Source organism: Haloarcula sp. CBA1115, from assembly GCF_000827835.1.
GTDB classification, from domain to species: domain Archaea; phylum Halobacteriota; class Halobacteria; order Halobacteriales; family Haloarculaceae; genus Haloarcula; species Haloarcula hispanica.
In genome coordinates this window covers 3,063,419-3,084,628 of record NZ_CP010529.1, presented here as the reverse complement: position 1 = coordinate 3,084,628, position 21,210 = coordinate 3,063,419, and the positions used below count along the sequence as shown (strand labels likewise).

The 21,210-nt window shown below is 65.1% G+C and carries 21 protein-coding genes and 1 pseudogene; 14 read left to right on the top strand and 8 right to left on the bottom strand.

The window, feature by feature from the left end:
- Positions 1-2 precede the first annotated feature (2 nt).
- Positions 3-929 (top strand): NAD-dependent epimerase/dehydratase family protein, encoded by a 927-nt coding sequence (locus tag SG26_RS15435; RefSeq protein ID WP_050038050.1) that lies wholly within the window; start codon positions 3-5, stop codon positions 927-929.
- A gap of 8 nt (positions 930-937) precedes the next feature.
- On the opposite strand, the gene SG26_RS15430 is transcribed toward SG26_RS15435, so the two are convergent.
- Complete coding sequence (locus tag SG26_RS15430) at positions 938-1,393, bottom strand: YbhB/YbcL family Raf kinase inhibitor-like protein (RefSeq protein WP_050038049.1); 456 nt, start codon at positions 1,391-1,393, stop codon at positions 938-940.
- 48 nt (positions 1,394-1,441) lie between these two features.
- On the opposite strand from SG26_RS15430, the gene SG26_RS15425 reads away from it, so the two are divergent.
- The 4 genes and pseudogenes from SG26_RS15425 (at position 1,442) to SG26_RS15410 (ending at position 4,272) form a co-directional block, all read left to right on the top strand.
- Positions 1,442-2,224: a DUF2797 domain-containing protein gene (locus SG26_RS15425; RefSeq protein WP_079980831.1), complete on the top strand. Its 783-nt coding sequence runs from the start codon at positions 1,442-1,444 to the stop codon at positions 2,222-2,224.
- Positions 2,225-2,301: 77 nt separating this feature from the next.
- Entirely contained in the window at positions 2,302-3,318 is a 1,017-nt protein-coding gene (locus tag SG26_RS15420; RefSeq protein WP_050038047.1) for a PGF-CTERM sorting domain-containing protein, read from the top strand.
- Complete coding sequence (locus SG26_RS15415) at positions 3,311-3,613, top strand: hypothetical protein (protein WP_050038046.1); 303 nt, start codon at positions 3,311-3,313, stop codon at positions 3,611-3,613. Before SG26_RS15420 ends, SG26_RS15415 begins: the two co-directional genes overlap by 8 nt.
- Positions 3,614-3,838: 225 nt before the next feature.
- Positions 3,839-4,272, top strand: a pseudogene (locus SG26_RS15410) (hypothetical protein).
- 150 nt (positions 4,273-4,422) lie between these two features.
- Here the strand turns inward: SG26_RS15410 and SG26_RS15405 are convergent.
- Positions 4,423-6,669 carry a PAS domain-containing protein gene (locus SG26_RS15405; protein WP_050038045.1) on the bottom strand — a complete coding sequence of 749 codons (2,247 nt, stop codon included), beginning with the start codon at positions 6,667-6,669 and terminating at the stop codon, positions 4,423-4,425.
- 158 nt (positions 6,670-6,827) lie between these two features.
- A complete protein-coding gene (locus SG26_RS15400) occupies positions 6,828-8,447 on the bottom strand; it encodes a long-chain-fatty-acid--CoA ligase (RefSeq protein WP_050038044.1) in 1,620 nt (539 codons plus the stop codon).
- A 134-nt stretch (positions 8,448-8,581) separates the two neighbouring features.
- Between SG26_RS15400 and SG26_RS15395 the strand changes: the two genes are divergently transcribed.
- From SG26_RS15395 to SG26_RS15375, 5 genes are read left to right on the top strand one after another with little or no spacing between them, the layout of a single operon-like run.
- A complete protein-coding gene (locus tag SG26_RS15395; protein ID WP_050038043.1) occupies positions 8,582-9,541 on the top strand; it encodes a 1,4-dihydroxy-2-naphthoate polyprenyltransferase in 960 nt (319 codons plus the stop codon).
- The gene (locus tag SG26_RS15390) at positions 9,538-10,584 is read left to right on the top strand and encodes a mandelate racemase/muconate lactonizing enzyme family protein (RefSeq protein ID WP_050038042.1); all 1,047 of its coding nucleotides are present in this window, start codon (positions 9,538-9,540) and stop codon (positions 10,582-10,584) included. The genes SG26_RS15395 and SG26_RS15390 overlap by 4 nt, the downstream gene beginning before the upstream one ends.
- Complete coding sequence (locus SG26_RS15385) at positions 10,577-12,103, top strand: AMP-binding protein (protein WP_050038041.1); 1,527 nt, start codon at positions 10,577-10,579, stop codon at positions 12,101-12,103. The genes SG26_RS15390 and SG26_RS15385 overlap by 8 nt, the downstream gene beginning before the upstream one ends.
- A 51-nt stretch (positions 12,104-12,154) precedes the next feature.
- Positions 12,155-12,892: an NRDE family protein gene (locus SG26_RS15380; RefSeq protein WP_050038040.1), complete on the top strand. Its 738-nt coding sequence runs from the start codon at positions 12,155-12,157 to the stop codon at positions 12,890-12,892.
- Positions 12,893-12,919: 27 nt separating this feature from the next.
- Positions 12,920-13,270: a hypothetical protein gene (locus SG26_RS15375; RefSeq protein ID WP_004517952.1), complete on the top strand. Its 351-nt coding sequence runs from the start codon at positions 12,920-12,922 to the stop codon at positions 13,268-13,270.
- 39 nt (positions 13,271-13,309) lie between these two features.
- Here the strand turns inward: SG26_RS15375 and SG26_RS15370 are convergent, their stop codons facing one another.
- A complete protein-coding gene (locus tag SG26_RS15370; protein WP_050038039.1) occupies positions 13,310-14,227 on the bottom strand; it encodes a 1,4-dihydroxy-2-naphthoyl-CoA synthase in 918 nt (305 codons plus the stop codon).
- Between the two features lie 95 nt (positions 14,228-14,322).
- Here SG26_RS15370 and SG26_RS15365 point away from each other — a divergent pair, with 95 nt between their 5' ends.
- Both SG26_RS15365 and SG26_RS15360 read left to right on the top strand, forming a co-directional pair.
- Positions 14,323-14,640, top strand: coding sequence for a hypothetical protein (locus SG26_RS15365; RefSeq protein ID WP_050038038.1), 318 nt, complete (start codon positions 14,323-14,325; stop codon positions 14,638-14,640).
- Positions 14,641-14,694: 54 nt separating this feature from the next.
- A complete protein-coding gene (locus tag SG26_RS15360) occupies positions 14,695-15,648 on the top strand; it encodes a J domain-containing protein (protein WP_014040314.1) in 954 nt (317 codons plus the stop codon).
- A gap of 3 nt (positions 15,649-15,651) precedes the next feature.
- Here SG26_RS15360 and menD read toward each other — a convergent pair whose 3' ends face one another.
- Together menD and SG26_RS15350 are read right to left on the bottom strand one after the other, a co-directional pair.
- Entirely contained in the window at positions 15,652-17,430 is a 1,779-nt protein-coding gene (gene menD, locus SG26_RS15355; RefSeq protein WP_050038037.1) for a 2-succinyl-5-enolpyruvyl-6-hydroxy-3-cyclohexene-1-carboxylic-acid synthase, read from the bottom strand.
- Entirely contained in the window at positions 17,427-18,764 is a 1,338-nt protein-coding gene (locus SG26_RS15350; protein ID WP_050038036.1) for an isochorismate synthase MenF, read from the bottom strand. Before SG26_RS15350 ends, menD begins: the two co-directional genes overlap by 4 nt.
- A 267-nt stretch (positions 18,765-19,031) precedes the next feature.
- On the opposite strand from SG26_RS15350, the gene SG26_RS15345 reads away from it, so the two are divergent.
- A complete protein-coding gene (locus SG26_RS15345; protein ID WP_004517946.1) occupies positions 19,032-19,247 on the top strand; it encodes a ribbon-helix-helix domain-containing protein in 216 nt (71 codons plus the stop codon).
- 71 nt (positions 19,248-19,318) lie between these two features.
- Entirely contained in the window at positions 19,319-19,600 is a 282-nt protein-coding gene (locus tag SG26_RS15340; protein ID WP_004517945.1) for a UPF0058 family protein, read from the top strand.
- An 80-nt stretch (positions 19,601-19,680) separates the two neighbouring features.
- Here SG26_RS15340 and SG26_RS15335 read toward each other — a convergent pair whose 3' ends face one another.
- Complete coding sequence (locus SG26_RS15335) at positions 19,681-20,199, bottom strand: Lrp/AsnC family transcriptional regulator (protein WP_014040310.1); 519 nt, start codon at positions 20,197-20,199, stop codon at positions 19,681-19,683.
- Positions 20,200-20,348: 149 nt separating this feature from the next.
- The gene (locus SG26_RS15330; protein WP_014040309.1) at positions 20,349-21,206 is read right to left on the bottom strand and encodes an enoyl-CoA hydratase/isomerase family protein; all 858 of its coding nucleotides are present in this window, start codon (positions 21,204-21,206) and stop codon (positions 20,349-20,351) included.
- Between the last annotated feature and the right edge of the window lie 4 nt (positions 21,207-21,210).

The following is a 21,210-nucleotide window of genomic DNA, read 5'->3' as shown; positions in this document are numbered from 1 at the left end:
CTATGGACGTATCAGAGAAGCGAATAGTCGTCACCGGCGGGGCGGGCTTTATCGGGTCGCATCTGGTCGAGCGCCTCGTTCCGGACAACGACGTAGTCGTCGTCGATAACGAAGCGAACGGGCAGTCCGAGTGGGTCCACGAGGGCGCGACCTACCTCGATGGTGACCTCACCGACCCCGACGCCGTCGCCGAGGCTATCACCAGCGATGTTGACCTCGTCGTCCATCTAGCGGCGTCGAAACTGGTCGACACGGACACGCCCCGCCGACAGTTCGAGGACAACAGCGACATCACGTACAACATCCTCGAACGGATGCAGGAGACCGGTGTCGAGAACCTCGTGTTTACGTCGTCGTCCACTGTATACGGCGAAGCGCCGCGGCCGACCCCGGAGGATTACGCGCCGCTCGAACCGATCAGCGTCTACGGCGCGACGAAACTCGCCGAGGAGTCGCTCGTCTCGACGTACGCCCACAGCCACGACATCCAGTCGTGGGTGTTCCGGTTTGCGAACATCGTCGGCCCGCGCCTGCGCGGCGCGGTCATTCCCGATTTCATCGAGAAGCTCACCGAAGACTCGTCGACGCTGACGATTCTCGGCGACGGCCGCCAGGAGAAGTCCTACATGCACATCTCCGAGTGCATCGACGCGATGCTGTTCGCCGTCGAACACGCCGACAAGGACCACAACGTGTTCAATCTCGGGACGCGGACCACCACGTCAGTCGACCGCATCGCCAGCATCGTCGCCGACGAGATGGGCATCGACCCCGAGTACGAGTACACCGGCGGTGACCGCGGCTGGACGGGTGACGTGCCCCGAATGCGCCTCTCCGTCGACAAGCTCTCGGCACTGGGCTGGGAGCCCGAACAGTCGAGCGACGACGCGGTGCGGCAGTCGACCCGCGAACTACTCGAAGAACTCTGAGCGCGGCGTCAGGCCGGGTACGTACCGTTCAGCTGCGCTTTTTCGACGACGTGGCCGCTGGCCGCGTCGTACACGTCGTCCTTGTCCGCTGCCGGGGAGAGGTCGAGCGTCGTGTCTAGCGCGTACAGCAGGAACCGGTACGTGTGCTCCCGGTCCGGCGGGCTCGGACCGCCCCAGCCGACCTCGCCGAAGTCGTTCTGTCCCTCTGTGGCCTCGTCGGGTGCCCATCCCTCTGGAATCCGGTCGATATCCGGCGGGATGTTCCAGATGAGCCAGTGGTCCCACACCTTCCCGGCCGGCTCCTCGGCGTCCGGGTCGTCGACGATGAGGAGGAGCGACGACGCGTTCGACGGGACGTTCTCGACCTCCAGCGGGGGGTTCGTGTTCGCCGCCGAGTAGCCGTGTTCCTCGGGGATGCGCTCGCCGTCGTCGAAGGCCGGACTACGGAGCTGTAGGTCTGCCATGTCGGGAGATATGACAGACAAACACAAAAACGTCGTCCCGGCAGCCATTTGCGGCTCCGCACCGAACCGCCGGACGTGCAGGTCGTGGGCTACCGCGCACGGGTCGACGAACACGCCGCGCTCCTGTTAGCCGAGGGCGGGAGCGTCACTACTGAGCGACTTGACCCGGGAACCGAACTCTCCTATACGCTCGGGGAGCGCCACTGCGCCGGCGCGGTGGACGGGGAGCAGCATTTTCGATGCGACAACGACCCCGCGCCGTACTGTCCAGAACACACGGACATCTGGCCGTGTGCCCGCTGTACCGGGGACTGCAACAAGCCGCTCGAAACGTGTGACGAGGAACACGCGGTGTATCTGGCGGCGTTTGCGCCGGACGTCGTCAAGGTCGGCGTCACCCGATCCTGGCGACTGGAGACGCGGCTCCGCGAGCAGGGGGCCGACAGGGCCGCCCACCTCCGGACCGTCGCCGACGGCCGAATCGCCCGGCAGGTCGAGGCCGACATCGCCGTCGAGTTGGGAGACCGGGTCAGAGTTCCCACGAAGATATCGGGATTCGACCAGTCCGTCGACACGGACTGGTGGGCGTCGCTCTGTGAGCGCTACGACCCGCTGGCGACCTACGACTTCGAGTACGACCTGTCCCTTTCGGACCGTCCGATGGCCGAAACCCTGGCGACGGGGACTGTCCGGGGGACGAAGGGGCGAGTCGCTGTGCTTGAGAACAACAGCAGCGTCTACGCCGTCGACCTCCGACAGCTCGTCGGCTACGAACTCACAGACGGCGGAACGGACCGCGACCTCCAGTCGAGTCTCGGTGCGTTCAGGTAACACGCGAGACTGGCGTCGCTGTAATCCGTACTTGTCCGTGCAGAAGACATTTAGTGGCGGCTGTTGCCCATCCTCGTGTGCGACGTGAAACCCTCCTGACCGGTGGCGTGGTCGTGGTCGTCCTGACCATGCTCATCGGTGCAACAGCGGTCCCCGGCGCGCTCTCCGAACCACAGGACGACGTTCGCGAGAGCTATCTCGACCTCCGCGAGACGACCATCGAACCGGCGTCGGTCGACGGCCAGACAGTGACGCTCTCTATCGACGCCCGGCTCTCGCACCGCGGCGGTCCCGCCGAGAACGTCACCGTCGAGACGCGGGCCATCGACGCGGACACCGGCCTCGTCGCGACGACGACGCGGCAGTCAGTCGGAGACATAGAAGGGGAACGAGAGGTATCGGTGCGGTCGAACATCACGGTCGAGCGGGCAGGCGGCTATCGTATCGACACAATCGTCTACGAGGACGGTGACCGCGTCGAGACCGGTCAGCAATCGGTCCAGAACGTCGACGCGCTCACGCCGGCGTACGCCCGGAGTAGCGTGACCTTCCAGCGGTTCGAGAACGCCGGCGTCCCGCTCGATTCCATCACCTACCGAATCGACGGCGTCTCGGACAACCGGACGACACTGAACGTCTCAGTGTACGTCACGAACGCCGGCAACGACCCGTCTGATGACCTTTCGCTCCGGCTCCGGGCGCGGCAGGCCGACTCGAACGTCATCGCCGACGAGTCGACCGTACGGGTCGGCCAGATTCGCCCCGGCCGAACAGAGATCGTCAGAACCCAGCTGACGGTGCCTGACGGCTACAACTACTGGCTCGACGGCATGCTGCTCTCCGACGGCGTCATCGTCGGGACCGAAAGTTCCCCGGCGAACCTGCATCCGACGGAGCGCCTCCAGGAGAACGAAACACGACAGGAAGTCGGCTTCCAGTCCAGCGACTTCGAACGGGACCGCCCCGAAGAACGAGAGATGGACGAACCACGGCAGACGATGGCTGAAGAAGGTCCCGGCTTCACGGCGCTGGCCGGCCTGATTGCGGTCCTCGCAAGCGCGCTCCTCATCGCACGGAGACAGACCAATGAGTGATACCTCCAACACCGACACAGTGGCACAGGATATCGACGCGGAGACCGGCGACACTGTCGACGAGCCAGACGGCGACTCTGGTCCGGCGATAGCTATCTACGCGCAGTGGGCGGTGTTCGCTATTCTCACGCTCGTGGCGCTCATCGCGACACTGCAGTTCTACTTCTCCGCGTCGTCGGCGATTGACACGTTCGTGACTGACAGGTATCGGCCACTGTTCAACGCGGCGTTCAACCTCGCCGTGGTGCTCGCCTGTGGGCTCGGCCTCTCGGTGCTGGTCCGACGGCTCGCCTGAGCCCGGCACCATCCATGTCAAGCGCCCGCAGTCGCCGTTTCACTGTTCCGAGGTCTCAGGCGAGTTGCAGCGCCATCGCTGATATGAGTTCGGCTAACTGTACCGGGGCGACGAACCCCCCGAAGACAGCGCGATTCTCCGGACCAGCGCCCCCGCTGACCAGCTGTCTACTCGGGCTATCTCTGGACGGCAACCCTTTTCAGCGGGCCAACCAAAACCGGGCGTATGGCAGACGATGAACCCGAAAACGCTGACGAATCGGCGGACGCGACCGAGGACGGCGGCGAGGAGAAGTCCTTCCGCGAGCGGGTCGAGGAGATCCGACAGCAGCGCGCCGAGGAGCGCGAAGAAGGCGAGGGTGACGGCGAAGAGATGAGCCGCGAGGAGCGCATGGAAGAGATGATGGGCGGTGGCGGCGGCCCCGGCGGCATGGGCGGGGGCAACCCCTTCGCGCAGATGATGGGCGGCATGATGGGCGGCGGCCCCGGCGGCCCGGTCCGGGCGGCCCCGGCGGCATGGGCGGCGGCCCGCCAGGGCAGCACGAGGAATCGGGCGGCAACGACAACGAGGAACTCGCCCGTGAGATGCGAAAGCTCCGGGACGAAGTCCACGACATGCGACGCTCGCTCGACCGCATCGCCGACGCGCTCGAAGACTAACGGAACACGACTTGCCGACGTTTTTGCGGACGAACGGGGCAGAGACATCTCCTCCAGATAGATCGCGTCTGCTCACCATCGAACAGTGGCGAGGCGACGACCGGCTCCCAGTGAGTGCCAGCAAAACCGCAAACGACTCCTCGACAGTCGCTACACCTCGTCAAACGAGACGCCGGTAACCTCGAAGCGTGCACCACCGTCCGCGCTATCGCGAACGTTGATTTCCCAGCCGTGGGCCTCCGCGACCTTCCGGGCGATACTGAGCCCGAACCCGGTCCCCTCCGTGCTCGTCGAGTAGCCGACTTCGAACACGGTGTCGCGGTCGGCTTCGGGGATGCCGGGGCCGTCATCCGCGACGTAGAACCCGTCGTCTACCGCCCCGACCGTCACGGTTACGTCCGCCCCGGCGTGCTCGACCGCGTTCCGAACGAGGTTCTCGAATAGCTGCTTCAGACGGCTCTCGTTTGCCAGGACGGTCCGGTCGATGTCGGTGACGAGCGTGGCATCGGCTGTCTCGACGTTCGTCCAGCAATCTTCCACGAGCGATGCGAGCGCGACCGGTTCGCGGTCGGTCACCGTCTCCCCGTCCTGTGCCAGCGTGAGCAGGTCCGTTATCAGCGTGTCCATCCGCTCGTGTGCCCGCTCGACAGCGGCCAGATGCTCGCTCTCGCACTCCTCGCGTGCTAGTTCCAGTCGTCCCTCGGCGACGGTCAGCGGATTCCGCAGGTCGTGGGAGACGACGCTGGTAAACGCTTCGAGCCGGTCGTTGTGCTGTTCGAGTTCCTGCTGGTGGTCGCGCAACTGTTCGGTCCCTTCGACCTGCTTGAGCGCGCTGGTGACGTGTCCGGCCAGGATCTCACCGAGGACGACGTCCCGCTGGTCGAACGCCGCGGCCGTCTCCGAACCGGCCAGCAGGATTCCGTGCTCGCCGAGCGGGAGATATAGCTCGCTCTTGATCGGCGTGTCCGGGTTGTAGATGTCGGGGTCGGCATGGACGCCATCGACGGCGAGCGCGTCGCCGGACTCGTAGACACGCCACGCGATGCTGCCTCCGGGCGTGAAGGTCGGCAAATCGTCTAGCAGGTCGTATATCGCGTCGGACGCGGCGACCGGTTCGAGGGTCCGGTCGCCCTCGTCGTAGAGGTGGATCGTGTTCGCTTCGAGCCCGAGCACAGTGCACGCCGTGTCGACGCCGATCTCGGCGACTTCCTCGCGTGTGTCTGCCTGAAGGAGGTTCTGTACAGACTCACTGAGAGCTCTGAGGCGGTGTTCGTGTTCCTTCCGTTCAGTAATGTCCTGCTGGAATCCGACGTAGTTGACGACTGTTCCGTCGTCGTCGCGGACCGGGGCGATAGTCACCTGATTCCAGAACATCGTTCCGTCCTTCCGGTAGTTCCGGAGTTCGACCGACACGGGTTCGTCTGCGTCGATGGCCGCTCGCATCGCGTCGACCGGCTCGGATTCGGTCTCCTCGCCCTGCAGGAACCGGCAGTTATGGCCGTACACCTCCGACTCCGTGTAGCCGGTCAGTTCCAGAAACTGCCTGTTGGCGTAGGTGATCGGGTTATCATCTTGTTCGGGGCTGGTAATCGTGATCCCGACCGGTGCCTCGTCCATGGCACGTTTGATCCGGGAAAGTTCCTCTTCGCCGTCTCGCTGGTCGGAGATATCCCGGACAGTACAGACCAGTTCACCGCGGTCGGTCCGCGCGAGTACGTGGTCTTCCGTGAACGTGCTCCCGTCGGCACGGAGCCCGGTCGTCGTCCCACTCCAGTACCCAGTTTCATCGACAGTCGGGACGATCTCGTCGTAGATTCGCGGGATGTCCTCCGCCTGATACAGTAGCTCCCAGTGCTCACCGACCATCTCGTCCGGTTCGTAGCCGTAGAGGTCGGCGTAGGCTTCGTTGACGAAAATGAACGTCCCGTCTTCGTCGAGAATGCTGATTCCTTCCTGTGCGGTCTCGATGGCGTCGAGTTGGCGGTTGCGCTCGCGTTTGACGCGCTGAGACTCCACAGCGTTCGTGATTCTGTTCGCGAGCACCGCGTACTGGTCGGTGCCGCTTTGTTTCTGTAGATAGTCGGTGACACCGGCCGAAATCGCATCGCTGGCGATCTCTTCGGAGCCTTTGCCGGTGTAGAGAATGAAGGGGAGCGAACCGTACTCCTCGCGGACGGTTTCGAGGAACTGGATCCCGTTCCGGTCAGGCATGTCGTAGTCGGAGACGACGCAGTCGATGTCGGTGTCGGTCAGGATTTCCAGTCCCGCCGCGACGCTCGTCGCGGCCTGCACGTCCAGCCGGTCGTCCTCGCGTTCGAGAAACGTCGCCGTCATGTCGGCGAATCCCGGCTCGTCGTCGACGTGGAGAATACGCATCGTCCCAGCGATATCAGTCATAACTTTGCCCAGTAGTCACACATTACAGGACGCCGAATTAAAAGACCGTCTCTGTACTCAGAAGGTGACATATCGACGCCGTTAATGGTCAGTCTGGACTATATCTCGTCCCGAAGAATATTACACCTTTCTGATGTTTTTCCGTCTGTTGGCTGTTTCTATCCCTGGCCGACCATCTCGTCCTCGTCTTCCCACTCCTGTTCGCGGAGTTCGTACTTCTGGACTTTCCCGGTCGCTGTCGTGGGTAGTTCCTCGACGAACTCGACGCGGCGGACGACTTTGTAGGTTGCCAGTTCCTCTCGGGTGAAGTTCCGGAGATCCTCGGCCGTCACGCCCGGGTTGTCGGGGTCACCGGAGTTCGGGACGACGAAGGCCTTCGGCGTCTCGCCCCACTCGTCGCTCGGCGCGGGGATGACCGCGACGTCGCTGACGGCGTCGTGTTCGTAAAGCGTGTCTTCCAGTTCGATGCTGGAGATGTTCTCGCCGCCGGAGATGATGATGTCCTTCTTGCGGTCGCGGATGGCGATCATGCCGTCCTCGTCGACTGTCGCCAGGTCGCCCATGTGGTAGTACCCTTCGACGCGGTCGGAGAAGGCCTCCTCCGTCTGTTCGGGCTTGTTCCAGTAGCGGTCCATCACCTGATTGCCGCGGACGACGACTTCCCCCAGCGTCTCGTCGTCGTGTGGCACGTCGTTGCCGTCCTCGTCGACGACCCGGACATCGGTCCCGAGGTAGCCGATGCCCTGGCGCTTCTTGACGCTGAAGCGGGCGTCGCTGCCGTCCTCGAAGAAGCGGCGAGCGTCCGAGGTCGTGACGAGCGGGCCGGTTTCGGTCGCGCCGTAGACGTGTTTCAGGTACCAGCCGAAGTCGTCCTCGACGGTTCGGATGACGGCCTCCGGCGGCGCGCTGCCGGCCGTCGCGATGCGCACGTCGTTGGCACCGGTCGTCTCGATCTCCCCGTCGTGGTCCTCGTAGCGGTCCGCAAGGATGTTCAGCACCGTCGGCGCGCCACAGAGATAGGACACGTCCTCAGTCCTGACGGCGTCGAAGATGCCTTCGGCATCAACACCGCGGGTGCAGACGTGTTTCGCGCCCATCCCGGTGACCGAGAAGATGTGCCCCCAGCCGTTGACGTGGAACATCGGGAGCGTCCAGAGGTAGACATCGTCGTCCGAGATTTCCTGATGGAGCGCAACGATGTAGGCGTGGAGTGTCTCGGTCCGGTGGGTCCGACAGACACCCTTCGGGTCGCCGGTGGTTCCCGAGGTGTAGTTGATGGTGATGAGGTCGTCCTCGTCCATCTCTGGCCGCTCGTAGTCGGTTCCCGCCTCCTCGATGATTTCGTCGAAGGACTCCCAGTCGCCGTCGACGGCATCCGTGTCGTTGGTGACGAAGATATCAGTGGGCACCTCGTCGCGAATCGGCTCGATTTTATCCGCGTACTCGTAGTCCGCGTAAACGGCGTCGACTTCGGCGTCCGAGAGGATATATTCGAAATCGTCCGGCACGAGCCGGTAGTTCAGCGGCGTGTGGACCGCGCCCAGCTGCATGGTTCCGTAGGCCGCTTCGAGCTGGTAGTGCGTGTTCGGGTCCAAGACGGCCACCCGGTCCCCCTTCTCGATGCCACGGGCAGCCATCGCCGCCGAGAACCCGTCGGCTCGTTCCCCGAACTCGTCGTACGTGAAGCGCTCACCGGTCGTGGCGACGATAGCCTCTTTGTCCCCGTAGTATTCCCGCGCACGGTCGAGAAAATCCGTGGTAAGCAGTGGCTTATGCATCTCAGGCTATCGTATGGTTAATCATGATAAAGTGGTTGTGATACTCCCCTGATTTTGCTGTCTCGGCACCGGTTATATTTAGGGTGCCTGTCGAACCACAGTCGCTTTGAGGATAGCGTCCCCAGTTTTGAGCAATGAGTACAGCGACGGCAGACGTTTCGAAGCGGCAGGCGTGGGTGATGGCCGCGCGGCCACAGACACTGCCTGCCGGGGCCGCGCCGGTCATCGTTGGGATGGGCCTGGCAGTCCACGCCGGTGTCTTCGCTCTGTTGCCGGCAGTCGCGGCGCTGGTGGGTGCGCTGCTTATCCAGATTGGAACGAACTTTGCGAACGACTACTACGACGCGGTAAAGGGGGCCGACACCGACGAGCGTGAGGGATTCACCCGTGTGACCGCTGGCGGCCTCATCGACGCCGAGGAGGTCAAACGGGCGATGATAGCGACCTACGGCCTCGCTGTCGTCATCGGCGTTTATCTCGTCGCCGTCGGCGGTCTCCCCATCGTCGTGGTTGGCCTCTCGGGCATCGCCGCCGGGGTTCTCTACACCGGCGGTCCGTTCCCCTACGGCTACCGCGGTCTCGGCGACCTGTTCGTGTTCGTTTACTTCGGTCTCGTCGCTGTGACCGGCACATATTACGTGCAGGCCGTGGCGAGCGCAAGCGGCGTCGGTACGTTCCCGATGACGCTCCCGCCGGGGTCGGTCACTGCTGCTGCCATCACGGCAAGCCTCCCAGCGGCCGGGCTGTCGACGGCGATTCTCGTCGTCAACAACATCCGAGACCGCGAGACGGACCGCGCCGCTGGCAAGAAGACGCTGGCCGTCTATCTGGGCTACGGGTGGAGCCGCGTCGAGTTCCTCCTGATGGTCGGGATGGCCTACGTCGTCCCGGTCGTGTTCGCCCTCAACAGCCGGTACGGTCTGCCCGCACTGGCCCCGCTGCTGACCCTCCCACTGGCGGCGACTATTTCGAAGACAGTCCTCACACAGACCGACGGCGAGGCACTGAATCCGACACTCGAACGGGTCGGGCAGACGCTCTTTGTCCACTCCGTCCTGTTCGCGCTGGGACTCGCCGTCCCACAGCTACTATGAAGGTCGACCCGTTCTCGCTCCCGCTGTCGAGTCCGCTCGCCACCGCCCGCGAGACCATCAGCCAGCGCTCGGGGTTCGTCGTCCGCTACGACCACCGCGGCGAAACGGGTGTCGGCGAAGCCACGCCGCTTCCGGGCTGGACGGAGTCGGTCGACGACTGCCAGCGCGGGCTCAACGACGCTGCCACGGTTGCAATTGACGGCGGCCACACCGACATTCTCCTGTCGCTGGACGCCGCGTCCGTCCCCGCCGCCCGACACGGCTTTGCGACCGCGCTACTGGACGCCGACGCCAGAGCCGACGGCGTGCCGCTGTACCAGTGGTTCGAGCCCGACAGGCGATGCGACCGGGTCCCGGTCAACGCGACGGTCGGCGACGGGTCACCGGCCGAGACAGCCGACGCCGTCGAGCAGGCGGTCGAGGCCGGCTACGACTGCTGTAAGCTCAAAGTGGGAAAGCACACCGTTGATGAAGATGTCGCGCGCGTTCAGGCCGTCCGTGAGCGCGTGGGCGACGACGTGACGCTTCGCGCCGACGCCAACGGCGCGTGGTCCCGCAAGGAGGCCGCTAACGCCTTCGACCGGCTCGCACCGCTGGACGTGGCCTACGTTGAACAGCCACTCCCGGCCGATGACCTCACGGGACACGCCGGGCTTCGAGGCAACGGGGTCGGCGTTGCGCTCGACGAGTCCCTCGTCGACCGCCGGGTCGACAGCGTGCTCGACGCCGCCGCGGCCGACGTGCTGATACTGAAGCCGATGGTGCTGGGCGGCCCCGGCAACGCCCACACGCTGGCACTCCGGGCACGCGAACAGGGTGTCGAGCCGGTCGTCACGACGACCATCGACGCCGTCGTTGCCCGCCTCGCGGCGCTGCACGTCGCCGCCGCGATTCCCGACGTGGTCGCGTGCGGTCTGGCGACCGGCGACCGACTGGCGGCCGACCTCGCGACGGACCCGACGACAGTAACGGATGGTGCGATGTCGGTCCCCCAGTCGACCGGTCTGGGAATCGATCCGACAGAGGTGGGGACCGATGCGTGACCCCCTCAATTGGCCGACACAGGACCTCGTAACGCACCGCGCCGACACGACACCCGACCGAACGGCGATGGTCGCGGCAGACTCTGGAAACAAGGTCACCTACCGGGAACTCGACGCCGCTGTCGATTCGGTGGCTGCCGAACTCGACCAGCGGATCGACGCTGCGGACGCCACCGTTGCGACGCTCCTGCCAACCCAGCCGGCGGTCGGAACGCTCCTCTTTGCGGCGATGCGACTGGGGGCGACACTCGCGCCGCTGAACGTCGAACTCGACGCGGCGACGCTCCAAAGCCAGCTCTCGACAGTTGACGCGGACCTGCTGGTCTGTGGAGACAGCACCGCGTCGCTGGCGGCCGACATCGACGGCTGTCCCACCGTTTCGGTCCACAGGGAACTGTCAGCGGCTGCCGTCGCCGACGAGACAGCAGCGGCGGGTTCGGCTGATGAAACAGCCACCGACGTGACCCCGGCAGCCCTCTCCCGGGCGGACACCCAGCTGGTCATCTTCACCTCGGGGACGACCAGCGAGCCGAAAGGCGTCCGACTGACCGTCGGCAACCTCGTCGCTAGCGCCGTCGCGTCGTCGTACCGCCTCGGCGTGCTTCCGGATGACCGCTGGCTGGTCTGCTTACCGACCTACCACATGGGCGGACTGGCTCCGTTCATCCGGAGCGCGCTATACGGCACTGCGGCCGTCGTCCAGCGGTCGTTCGACGCCGACGCGACACAGCAGGTGCTCGCGGAACACGGGGTGACGGGCGTCTCGCTGGTGCCGACGATGCTCTCGCGGCTGCTGGACGCTGGCTGGGAACCGCCGTCTTCGCTCCGCTTCGTCCTGCTCGGTGGCGGGCCGGCCAGCGAGAGCCTCATCGAGCGATGTCGGGAGCGGGGCGTTCCTGTCTGTCCGACCTACGGGATGACCGAGACGGCGTCCCAGATAGCGACAGCACGGCCCGAAACAGCATTCGAGCGGTCCGGCACCGTCGGCCAGCCGCTCGTTTTCACTGACGTAACGGTCGTCGCGGACGGCGAACCCTGCGACTCCGGCGAGCGAGGAGAAATCGTCGTCGACGGTCCCACGGTGACATCGGGCTACCTGAACGGCGACGGCGGCGCGTTCGGCGACCACGGCTTCCGGACCGGCGACATCGGTTACCGGGACGCGGACGGCCACCTCTGGGTCGAGGGCCGCGTCGACGACCAGATCGTGACCGGCGGGGAGAACGTCGACGCGAGCACGGTCGCCGCGGCGATTCGTGACCATTCAGCAGTTGCCGAAGCTGCCGTCGTGGGGCTCTCCGACGAGGAATGGGGCCAGCGCGTCGCCGCGCTGGTCGTCGGGGACATCTCGCCCGCGGCGGTTCGCGACCACTGCGCCGAGCGACTCGCGCCGTACGAAGTCCCGAAGACGGTTCAGATCGCTGACGCGCTCCCGCGGACGGCCTCGGGGACTGTCGACCGGTCTGCGGTTCGGTCGCGGCTTTATGAAGATGGCGAATCTGGCGACTCAACCCAGTAGTTCGGGACGCCGAGCCAAGCGGTTTTCTACGTCCGCAGTGTATGCAGTCCTGTGTGTACAATCGTCCTCGCGTGGCAGGTCTTTGACGACACGCCGGTCGCGGTCGCGGCGAACCGCGACGAGCGGCTTGAAAGGCCGTCGCAGCCGCCACAGCAGCGTCACTGGGGCAGTCGCGTCGTCGCGCCGGCCGACGAAGAGGCCGACGGGACGTGGATCGGCTACAACGAGCAGGGGCTGCTGGCGGCGGTGACCAATCGCTGGGTCGACGCCGATCTAGCTGGCGACCGCTCGCGCGGACTCCTCGTCCGGGACGCGCTGAGCCACGAGAGCGCTGAGTCCGCTGCCCGCGCCGTCGAACAGGCGACCAGGGACGCCGAGTACGACGGTTTCAACCTCCTGCTGGCCGACGAGAACGCCGCCGTCCTGCTGGAATGGGACGGCCAACTCGCGGTCCGGAACTTCCAGCCCGGCGTTCACGTCGTCGTCAACGTCGGCGCGGACGGCGACTACCGGATTCCGGCCCACCGTCCCGACGCCGGCGAGGAGCAGGCGAACAACGCGACGCGGCTGCGCGAGGCGCTGGTTCCGGAGCCCGGTGAATCCGCCGACGAGTGGATGGACCGCGCGGGCGACACCATCAGCGACCACGAGTACGGCGTCTGCGTCCACGGCAACGGGTTCGGCACGCGGTCGTCGTCGCTCATCACGCTGGGTGCCGACAGGGAGTACCGGTACGCAGATGGGCCACCGTGCCGGACGCCCTACCGCCCGGTCGAAGGTCAGATTTAAGCGGCCGACTCACGGTGTACACAATACATGAGTTCAGCAGCGTCGGAGGCGGACCTTTCTGACGGCGAGCGGGCCGGGCTCGAACTGATTCGGGAGTCCGGTGGCATCCACCAGAGCGACTTCTGGAAGGAACTCGACGTCTCCTCGCGGAAGGGGAGTCGCATCGTCGAGTCCCTGTTCGAGAAGGACCTCATCCAGCGCGAGGAGACGGTGTACGAGGGGCACAACACGTACTACCTGACGCCCGCGGCCCGCGACCTCGACTTCTCGCTTCTGATGGCCGGTGACCAGCTCTCGCCGTTCATCGGCGACGAAGAGGTGGACCCCCACGACGACACCTTCTCGCAGTGGGTCATGACCCTCGCCTACGAGGACTGACCGTCGCTGGCGGTATCGTCCCGCAACTGCCCACGCCCGTTAGTAGTGCCACGGCACGTCGTCGAAGTCCGGGTCGCGGCCCTCGTTGAACGCGTCCCGTCCTTCCTGGGCCTCGTCGGTCATGTACGCCAACCGCGTCGCCTCGCCGGCGAACACCTGCTGGCCGACCATCCCGTCGGAGTCGAGATTGAACGCGTATTTCAGCATCCGCATCGCCGTCGGTGACTTCTCGTTCATCCGCTTGGCCCACTCGATGGCGGTGTCTTCCAGGTCCTCGTGGGGCACCACGTCGTTGACCATTCCCATGTCAGCGGCTTCGTCGGCATCGTAGGTCTTGCCGAGGAAGAACACTTCCCGGGCCTTCTTTTGGCCGACTTGCCGAGCGAGATACGCCGAGCCGAAGCCGCCGTCGAAGCTCCCCACGTCGGGGTCCGTCTGGAGGAACTTCGCGTGCTCCTCGCTGGCGAGCGTGAGGTCACAGACGACGTGCAGCGAGTGGCCGCCGCCGACGGCCCACCCCGGGACGACGGCGACGACGGGCTTTGGGATGTGGCGGATCTGACGCTGGACTTCGAGAATGTGGAGGCGGCCGACGTTCTCTGGCGCGTCGTCTGCCACGCCGTCGCTCTCATCTGTTTCTTCGGACCCGCTGTACTCGTAGCCACTTTCACCCCGAATGCTCTGGTCCCCGCCGGAACAGAACGCCCAGCCGCCGTCCTTCTCTGAGGGGCCGTTCCCGGTCAGGAGGACACAGCCCACGTCAGTCTGGCGCTTGGCGTGATCCAGTGCCGTCGCGAGTTCGTCGACCGTCTCCGGGCGGAAGGCGTTGCGCTTCCCCGGTCGGTCGAAGGCGATACGCACCGCGCCCGTGTCGGTCGAGCGGTGATAGGTGATGTCGGCGAAGTCGAACCGGTCGATGGCCGTCCACCGCTCCGGGTCGAATATTTCAGAGACCATACCGTGGCTCGGGACGGCCCTCGCAAAAAGATTCCTCGTACGTGCTACCACAGCGGAGGAAACCCTTTGGTGTCGCGCACCTGAACCGACTAGCGATGCCCTCCACATCGAACAAGAAAGCAATGGTGGGGATACTCGCGGGCCTCTCCATCGTTGTTGTCCTGTACAGTCTCATCATCGTCCAGCAGATTCTGCTCGGACTGATCGTGGCTGTGGTCCCCTGGCTCCTGTATCTGGTCGTACGGTTCATTCTCACGCTTGAACGGATCGCGACGGCGTTGGAACGACTTGCGACAGCGCGCGCCCGTGAGTCGGAGTCGGCTGGGTCTGGATCCGCTGGAGACTACCAGCGACCGTCCGAGTCGTACGAACGCGGTACGGAGACCGAAGGGGCGTCGAGAACGAGTGATTGAGTGCGGTAGCTGGCAGCGAACGTCGGTCGCGCGCTTACAGGTGTTACGCCCGGCATGACGGAGACGTTCTACGAGGTACTGGGCGTTTCAACCGACGCCTCGACGGCGGCTATCGAAGCGGCGTACCGGGAGCGGCTGAAGGAAACCCATCCCGACGTGAGCGACGCGGCCGACGCCGGCGAGGCGACACAGCGACTCATCGAAGCCCGGGACGTGCTCACCGACGAGGACGAGCGGGCGCGATACGACCGGGTGGGTCACGACGCCTACGTCGCGGGCGAGAGCGATATAGCGGACGGCGGCGGCAGTGACGCGGCCGAAGCGGCACGGCGCGCGGGCTACGACGGGTCTGCGTCGGCCGGCGACCGGGCCGAAGCGAGCACTGACCGCAGTACATCTCGGACGAGCGCCCGGGAGCGGGCACGCCGCGAACGGGCCGCCAGGGACCGCGTCGCAGAGGACAGACACGAGCGCTCGACGGACGACACTGATGCGTCGTCGAGCGACGACAAATCGAGCGAAACGACCAGCGAGACGGCGACAGCGTCTGAGTCAGATTCGGGCTGGCAATCCGGAACCACCGCGACCAGTGGCTTCAGCGACAACGCCGGCGGCGGTGCCACCTGGAGTTCGTCGTCCGCGTACTCTGTCCGCCAGACCGACACTCCCTCCCGCGGATCGCTTTTGGAGAAGCCAACCGGCCGGGGGCTGACACTGTTTGCCATTACCTTTGCGCTCTATCCGGTAATGCTGTTCAGCGCGCTGCTCCCGGCGTTCCCGCTGTGGGTCAATCTGACAATCGGGGTCTGCACCCTCTTCATGATCGGCTATCTCCAGTCCGAGCCCACTATCGCGATCATGGTATTCGGGAGCTGGAGCCTGACGACGACGGTGCTGCTGGTCACGCTGAACATCAGCGCGTTCTCGCTCATCGGGGCGCTCGCGCTGTCTGGGACGTGGCTCCCGTTCGGACTGTCGCTGTTGACGGCGTCCGTGTTGCGGCTCTGAAAATCAGTCGCCAGCGAGGGTTTCGGCGACCCGTTCGGCAAGCCGGGCTCTGACCGCGTGGCTGTCGCCCGCGTCGAACTGGACCTCGATGACTTGTGTTCCATCGGCCCGGACCGACTCGGCGAACCGCTCGTGGAACTGCCGGCGGTCGGCCACCCGCTCGAACTCCAGCGAGTAGAGCGCCTCCGTCGGCTCGAAATCGAGCCCGTGTGGCGTTCGGAACTGGTCCTCGAAGGTGGGGTGGTCATCGATTGGGAGCATGTGGAAGATGCCGCCGCCGTCGTTGTTGAGCAAGACGACCGTCGCGTCCACCGCACAGCGACCGAGCGCGAGGAGGCCGTTCATGTCGTGGTAGTACGCCAGGTCGCCGGTGACGAGCACGAGCGGGTCCGCCGTCGCGCTCCCGGCCCCGAGCGCCGTCGAGGTGATGCCGTCGATACCGCTTGCCCCCCGGTTGCCCAGTACGGTCAGGTCGGCGTCATGTGGCCGGCCGAAGCGATCCATGTCCCGTATCGGCATACTGTTGGAGACAAACAGCGTGGCCGGGTCCGGGGCCAGCGCGGCCACGTCAGAGAGGACGCCGCCTTCCCAGTAGGTTTCCGCGGCGGTTTCGCTCACGGCGTCCCAGTGGGTCTGTTCCGCCCTGGCGAACTGTTCGCGCCACGACGCCGCAACGCTACCCAGCGACCCTGCCGCGAGCGCATCCGCGGTGGCGTCGGGGTCGGCAACGAGCAGGTCCGTGGCGGTGAACTCGGCCTCCGACCAGCCGCCGGCCGGGTCAACGAGGAACTGCTGGCAGTCGGCGTCCCGGAGGTAGTGACGCAGCGGCTTCGAGGTCGGCGACGCACCGAACCGGACGACGACATCGGGGTCGCTCCACTCGTCGACGCCGTCGCTTCCGAGATAGCCGTCGTAGCCGCCACACACCGGCACGTCGAGGCGGTCGACGTGCGGGCCGAACCGCAGGTCCGACAGCGGATCCGCCAGAACGGGGAAGCCCGTGGCTGTTGCCAGCCGTTCAAGCGACTCTGCGCTGAGTCCCTGGTCGGCCGGCCCAGCGACGATGAGGCCCCGCTCGGCGGACCGAAGCGTGTCCTGTACCCGGCGCACCGTCCGCTCGTCCGGCGCAGCGACGCCCTGGCTCGTCGTGACGAACGGGCCGTCGCGGCCAACCTCGGCCGCGTCGTCGCCGCCCGCCCAGCCAGCGGGAACGCCCGCCGGGTCGTCATCTGGCATCGGCGTCGGCTCCAGCGGCTTCCGGAACCGACAGTTCAGGTGGACCGGTCCCGGGTCGGCTCCGGTACTCTTCGCGAGTGCGCGGGCCGCCGTGGTCCGTAGCATCCGCACCTTCCGTGGCTCGGCCTCGGGTTCGGGCATGTCCCGATACCAGCGGACGGCGTCGCCGTACAGTTTCTCCTGGTCGACGGTCTGGTTTGCTCCGCTGTCGATGAGTTCCGGCGGTCGGTCCGCCGTCAGCAAGAGTAGTGGAACGCCTGACTGGTTCGCTTCGATGACCGCCGGGTGGTAGTTCGCCGCGGCAGTGCCGGAGGTACAGACCAGCGGCGTCGGCTCACCCGTCCGGCGGGCGCGACCCAGCGCGAAGAAGGCCGCCGAGCGCTCGTCGAGGTGGGAGAACACTTCGATGTCGGGGTGCTCGGCGAATGCCACCGTCAGCGGCGTCGAGCGACTGCCGGGCGAGAGACACACCGCGTCGACGCCACCCGCGGCGAGTTCGGAAACGAGCGTCTCCGCCCACAGCGTGTTGACGTTCGGGGCGGTCATTCTAGTTCGTCGAGTATCGGCCGGTATTTGAGCTGGACCTCGTCCCACTCGCGGTCGGGGTCGCTGTCCGCGACGATGCCCGCGCCTGCAAAGAGCGTCGCCTCGCGCTCCGTGGCGACAGCCGAGCGGATGCCGACGGCAAAGGTCCCGTTGCCGGCGGCGTCGACCCAGCCTATCGGCGCGGCGTACCAGCCGCGGTCGAACGCCTCCGTCTCGCGGATAGTCCGCAGCGCCGCGTCCGGCGGCAGTCCGCCCACGGCCGGCGTCGGGTGAAGTGCCTCGACCAGCGAGAGGACGTGCTCGTCGTCGTCGAGTTCGGCCGTTATCGACGTGCGGAGGTGCTGGACCGTGGCGAGCCGGCGGACGGTCCGGTCACCGATGCGGACCGTCGAGGCGAACGGTTTCAGCTGGTCCCGTATCGCGTCGGCGACGAGCTTCTGTTCGTGACGGTCCTTCTCGCTGTCGAGGAGTTCGGCGGCGAGCCACTCGTCCTCGGCGGGCGTGTCGCCCCGCCCCGTCGAGCCAGCGAGGGCCTCCGTGCGGACGGTTCGCCCGCGGACCGACACCAGCCGCTCCGGCGTAGCCCCGAAGAAGGTGCCGCCGGAGTCGGGCGACAACATGAACCGGTAGCAGTCCGGGTACGTCTTCGACAACCGGGCCATCACGTCCGGGACCGATAGCTCCGCGTCCAGTGTGGCGCTGAGACTCTGGGCGAGCACGACCTTCTGGAGCTCGCCCCGGTCGATACTCTCTGTGGCGGCCGCCACCTGCTCGCGCCAGCCGTCCTGTGTTGGCGTGCGCTTCCGGTGTGAGATTCCCGGCGGTGTACCCGGATTGCGCTCGGAGTCTGCGACCAGTCGGTCGCGCCATTCCTCCAGTAGCGCCTCCGCTTCGGTCGCGGCCTCAGGTCCTGTCGCGACCGTTGTGAGCCAGGCATCGTCGTCCCTTCTGGTTACCTGTATTTCGGGGAGGAAAAACGCCGCACTGGGGAACCCATCCCAGGGAGAGTCCTCTCCTTCATGCGTTCCGTTGTGGAAAGCGAACCCGCCGAACGCTCGCGGTCGAGCGACGCTCGGGAGGTCGTCGGGAACTGAGCAGTCAGCGAACAGCGCTTCGACCGCTGTCCGCACGTCGTCGAACCGCGACTGCCCGTCGGCAGTCACAGTCGCCGCGCTCCCGCGGGCCGCGATTGACTCTGTACCGGCCGCCCAGAAGAACCGGGGGCGAGCGTCCGTTTCCAGTACCGCCCGCACCGGTGCATCGTCGAGGCGACACCCGCGTGCGACGACCGTTGTCTCACCAACCGTCGTCTCGTCACCACGCAGTGGTTCCATCAGCAATGCCTTAGGATTGCGCACCTTTGAGCCTAACTATACGCTCGATTCTGCGTAGTCGGAATCAATCAGAGAGACACGGTGGAACTGTCGATTTCACGCCGTTCTGGCCCGCCACGTACTCTGCCGGCTATTGGTTCAGATTCGCGGAAATTAATCTCTGAGTTTACGAATTTCCTCTCACGGTTCTACAATTGTAATTCTGCAATCTGCGAACACACCCCCGTCAGGTTTAAATAGGGCATAGTCGAAGCCCCCTATGTTGCGATGCCTAAGGTAGAGATCAATATCCCGGAACACCTGGAGATGCAGATCGCGCAGCTCGTCGAGAAAGGCGAGTTCCTCAACCGCGAGGAAGCCATCGAGGACCTCCTGTCGACCGGGCTCAAGGCGTACAAAACCTCCGGACCACAGGACGAAGACGAGGAGCCAGGGTTCGAAGAAGACGGCATGATGGGCCACGACGACGAGTACGTCTTCTGAAAATACGGGCGTGAGCGTCTGGTATCCCTTCTCAAGCAATTCTTATGGACGTGCCACCGCATACTGTAGCTATGCACAAAGACGAGCTTCTCGAGCTACACGAGCAGATGGTGACGATCATGGAGTACTTCCGCGACGACATGGACTCGGTCGATCCGGACCTGTTCGACGCGTATCAGGAACTCGACGTGCGGCCATCGGACGTACACAAGTCAAAAAGCGAGCACAAACACGCCGTGTTCGTGCTCGGGAACTCCCTGGCGACGGCGATGAGCGAAGACGAGTTCTCGGACGCGGGCCGGGTCAGCAAGCGAATGAAGGAACTGGCCGAGGACGCCGAGCGGAAACTGTAAGCACGACGCTATCGAGTCGCAGTCTCTCTCGTCTTTATCTCGATCTGTCTTCCCTTGGTTACGATCGCTCTCCCCCTTGGTTACGACCGCTCCCCGTCGAGTTCGGTGAACAGCTCCGGGTCCGTCTTGAATTTCAGGACGTTGTGGACGACTGAGTTCCGGATGTTCTGAATCACGTCGCCGTGGTCCTTGTAGAAGTCGTGTATCCAGCGGGATTCGGCCGTCCGACTCGGGAACATCATCACTGACTTCCACTGATATTCGCCGTCGGAGAGGAAGTAAAACAGCGTGTGTCGGTCGTTGCGGATGGCGACCATCGCGTCGTGCCAGGAGTCGGCGAAATGCTCGGGGTTGAACTTGAACTCGAACAGCGCGAAATTGAACAGTTCCTCGTTCGGGACGATTGTCTCCCGGAAGACGCCCGCGTCACGCATCTCCCGGATCGATTCGCTGACCGTCACATGGGACACGTCGATGCCGTACTCGGACTCCAGCAAGTCCGCAAGCTCGCGGGACGACCGCTGTGGGTCCGCCGAGAGTTCGCGCAGAATGTACATGTCCCGCTCGCTGAACTCCCAGTCCGGGGGGTCGTCGGTCATGCTACAGTCGCCCTCCACTTGTGGGTGAAAGAGCGGGTAGTCGTGGTTCCGGTCGATGCTCGGTCCGGTGTGAGATGGATCGTAGCTGGCATCTGTCTTTCCGGTGGTGGCCGGGTGGACCAGTCCTGACGCTGGTCACAGCAATCAGTTTACTGACCCGTGAACTCCGGGTCACGTTTCTCGACGAACGCGGTTGCGCCCTCCTCGTGGTCGTCGGTCGTGAAAGCGACGCCCTGTGCGGTGGCTTCGTTTTCGAGTGCCTGTTCCAGCGAACTGTCCAGACTCCGGTTGACCAGCCGCTTGGCGTGGCCGAGCGCGACCGTCGGTCCAGCGGCGATGTCCGTGACGAGTTCCGAAAACTCCGATTCGAACGTCTCCGCGTCGAACACCCGGGTAAACAGCCCGAGTTTTCCGGCCGCCTCGGCGTCCAGCAGTTCGCCGGTAAACAGCAGTTCCTTGGCCTTGTTCGGGCCGACGATTCGCGGAAGGAAATAGGAGACGCCGGAGTCACTCGCCAGTCCGACCTGGCGGAAGCCGAAGCCGATCTGGCCGGCAGTGCTCGCGACCTGTATATCACAGGCCAGCGCGAGACCGGCACCGGCACCGAAGGCGGGGCCGTCGATTTTTGCGACGACCGGGAGGGGGCAGCTGTGGACGGTCCGGATCGCTTCGTGGAGCGACGAGACCACCAGTTCGACTTGTGCGGCCGGTGGTCGGTCGTGCTTCACTCCCTGTAGCATTGCATTGATGTCCCCGCCGGCACAGAACGCCGGTCCCGCGCCCTCCAGTACGACACACCGGGCGTCGCTGTCGGTCACCGATTCGAACTGGGCAGTGAGTGCTTCGGCCAACTCCGCCGACAGAGCGTTTCGCGACTCCGGCTGGTTCAGCGTCACTGTGGCAATCCCGTCGTCGACAGACAGCGTCACTGTCGCATCTTCCATGTGGTGGCTCTCGACCGGCGGAAAGATAACAGTGGTGTCCGTCAGCGCCTGCCAGACCAACATCGTT

What these genes read in the sequence shown, in the direction of transcription:
- SG26_RS15340 (WP_004517945.1), top strand. Translation starts at nt 19,319, where the DNA reads ATGCACAAAGACGAGCTTCTCGAGCTACACGAGCAGATGGTGACGATC.
- SG26_RS15360 (WP_014040314.1), top strand. Translation starts at nt 14,695, where the DNA reads ATGACGGAGACGTTCTACGAGGTACTGGGCGTTTCAACCGACGCCTCG.
- SG26_RS15400 (WP_050038044.1), bottom strand. Translation starts at nt 8,447, where the DNA reads ATGCATAAGCCACTGCTTACCACGGATTTTCTCGACCGTGCGCGGGAA.
- SG26_RS15345 (WP_004517946.1), top strand. Translation starts at nt 19,032, where the DNA reads ATGCCTAAGGTAGAGATCAATATCCCGGAACACCTGGAGATGCAGATC.
- SG26_RS15430 (WP_050038049.1), bottom strand. Translation starts at nt 1,393, where the DNA reads ATGGCAGACCTACAGCTCCGTAGTCCGGCCTTCGACGACGGCGAGCGC.
- SG26_RS15375 (WP_004517952.1), top strand. Translation starts at nt 12,920, where the DNA reads ATGAGTTCAGCAGCGTCGGAGGCGGACCTTTCTGACGGCGAGCGGGCC.
- menD (WP_050038037.1), bottom strand. Translation starts at nt 17,430, where the DNA reads ATGACCGCCCCGAACGTCAACACGCTGTGGGCGGAGACGCTCGTTTCC.
- SG26_RS15330 (WP_014040309.1), bottom strand. Translation starts at nt 21,206, where the DNA reads ATGTTGGTCTGGCAGGCGCTGACGGACACCACTGTTATCTTTCCGCCG.
- SG26_RS15370 (WP_050038039.1), bottom strand. Translation starts at nt 14,227, where the DNA reads ATGGTCTCTGAAATATTCGACCCGGAGCGGTGGACGGCCATCGACCGG.
- SG26_RS15365 (WP_050038038.1), top strand. Translation starts at nt 14,323, where the DNA reads ATGCCCTCCACATCGAACAAGAAAGCAATGGTGGGGATACTCGCGGGC.
- SG26_RS15415 (WP_050038046.1), top strand. Translation starts at nt 3,311, where the DNA reads ATGAGTGATACCTCCAACACCGACACAGTGGCACAGGATATCGACGCG.
- SG26_RS15435 (WP_050038050.1), top strand. Translation starts at nt 3, where the DNA reads ATGGACGTATCAGAGAAGCGAATAGTCGTCACCGGCGGGGCGGGCTTT.
- SG26_RS15390 (WP_050038042.1), top strand. Translation starts at nt 9,538, where the DNA reads ATGAAGGTCGACCCGTTCTCGCTCCCGCTGTCGAGTCCGCTCGCCACC.
- SG26_RS15395 (WP_050038043.1), top strand. Translation starts at nt 8,582, where the DNA reads ATGAGTACAGCGACGGCAGACGTTTCGAAGCGGCAGGCGTGGGTGATG.
- SG26_RS15335 (WP_014040310.1), bottom strand. Translation starts at nt 20,199, where the DNA reads ATGACCGACGACCCCCCGGACTGGGAGTTCAGCGAGCGGGACATGTAC.
- SG26_RS15385 (WP_050038041.1), top strand. Translation starts at nt 10,577, where the DNA reads ATGCGTGACCCCCTCAATTGGCCGACACAGGACCTCGTAACGCACCGC.
- SG26_RS15405 (WP_050038045.1), bottom strand. Translation starts at nt 6,669, where the DNA reads ATGACTGATATCGCTGGGACGATGCGTATTCTCCACGTCGACGACGAG.
- SG26_RS15350 (WP_050038036.1), bottom strand. Translation starts at nt 18,764, where the DNA reads ATGGAACCACTGCGTGGTGACGAGACGACGGTTGGTGAGACAACGGTC.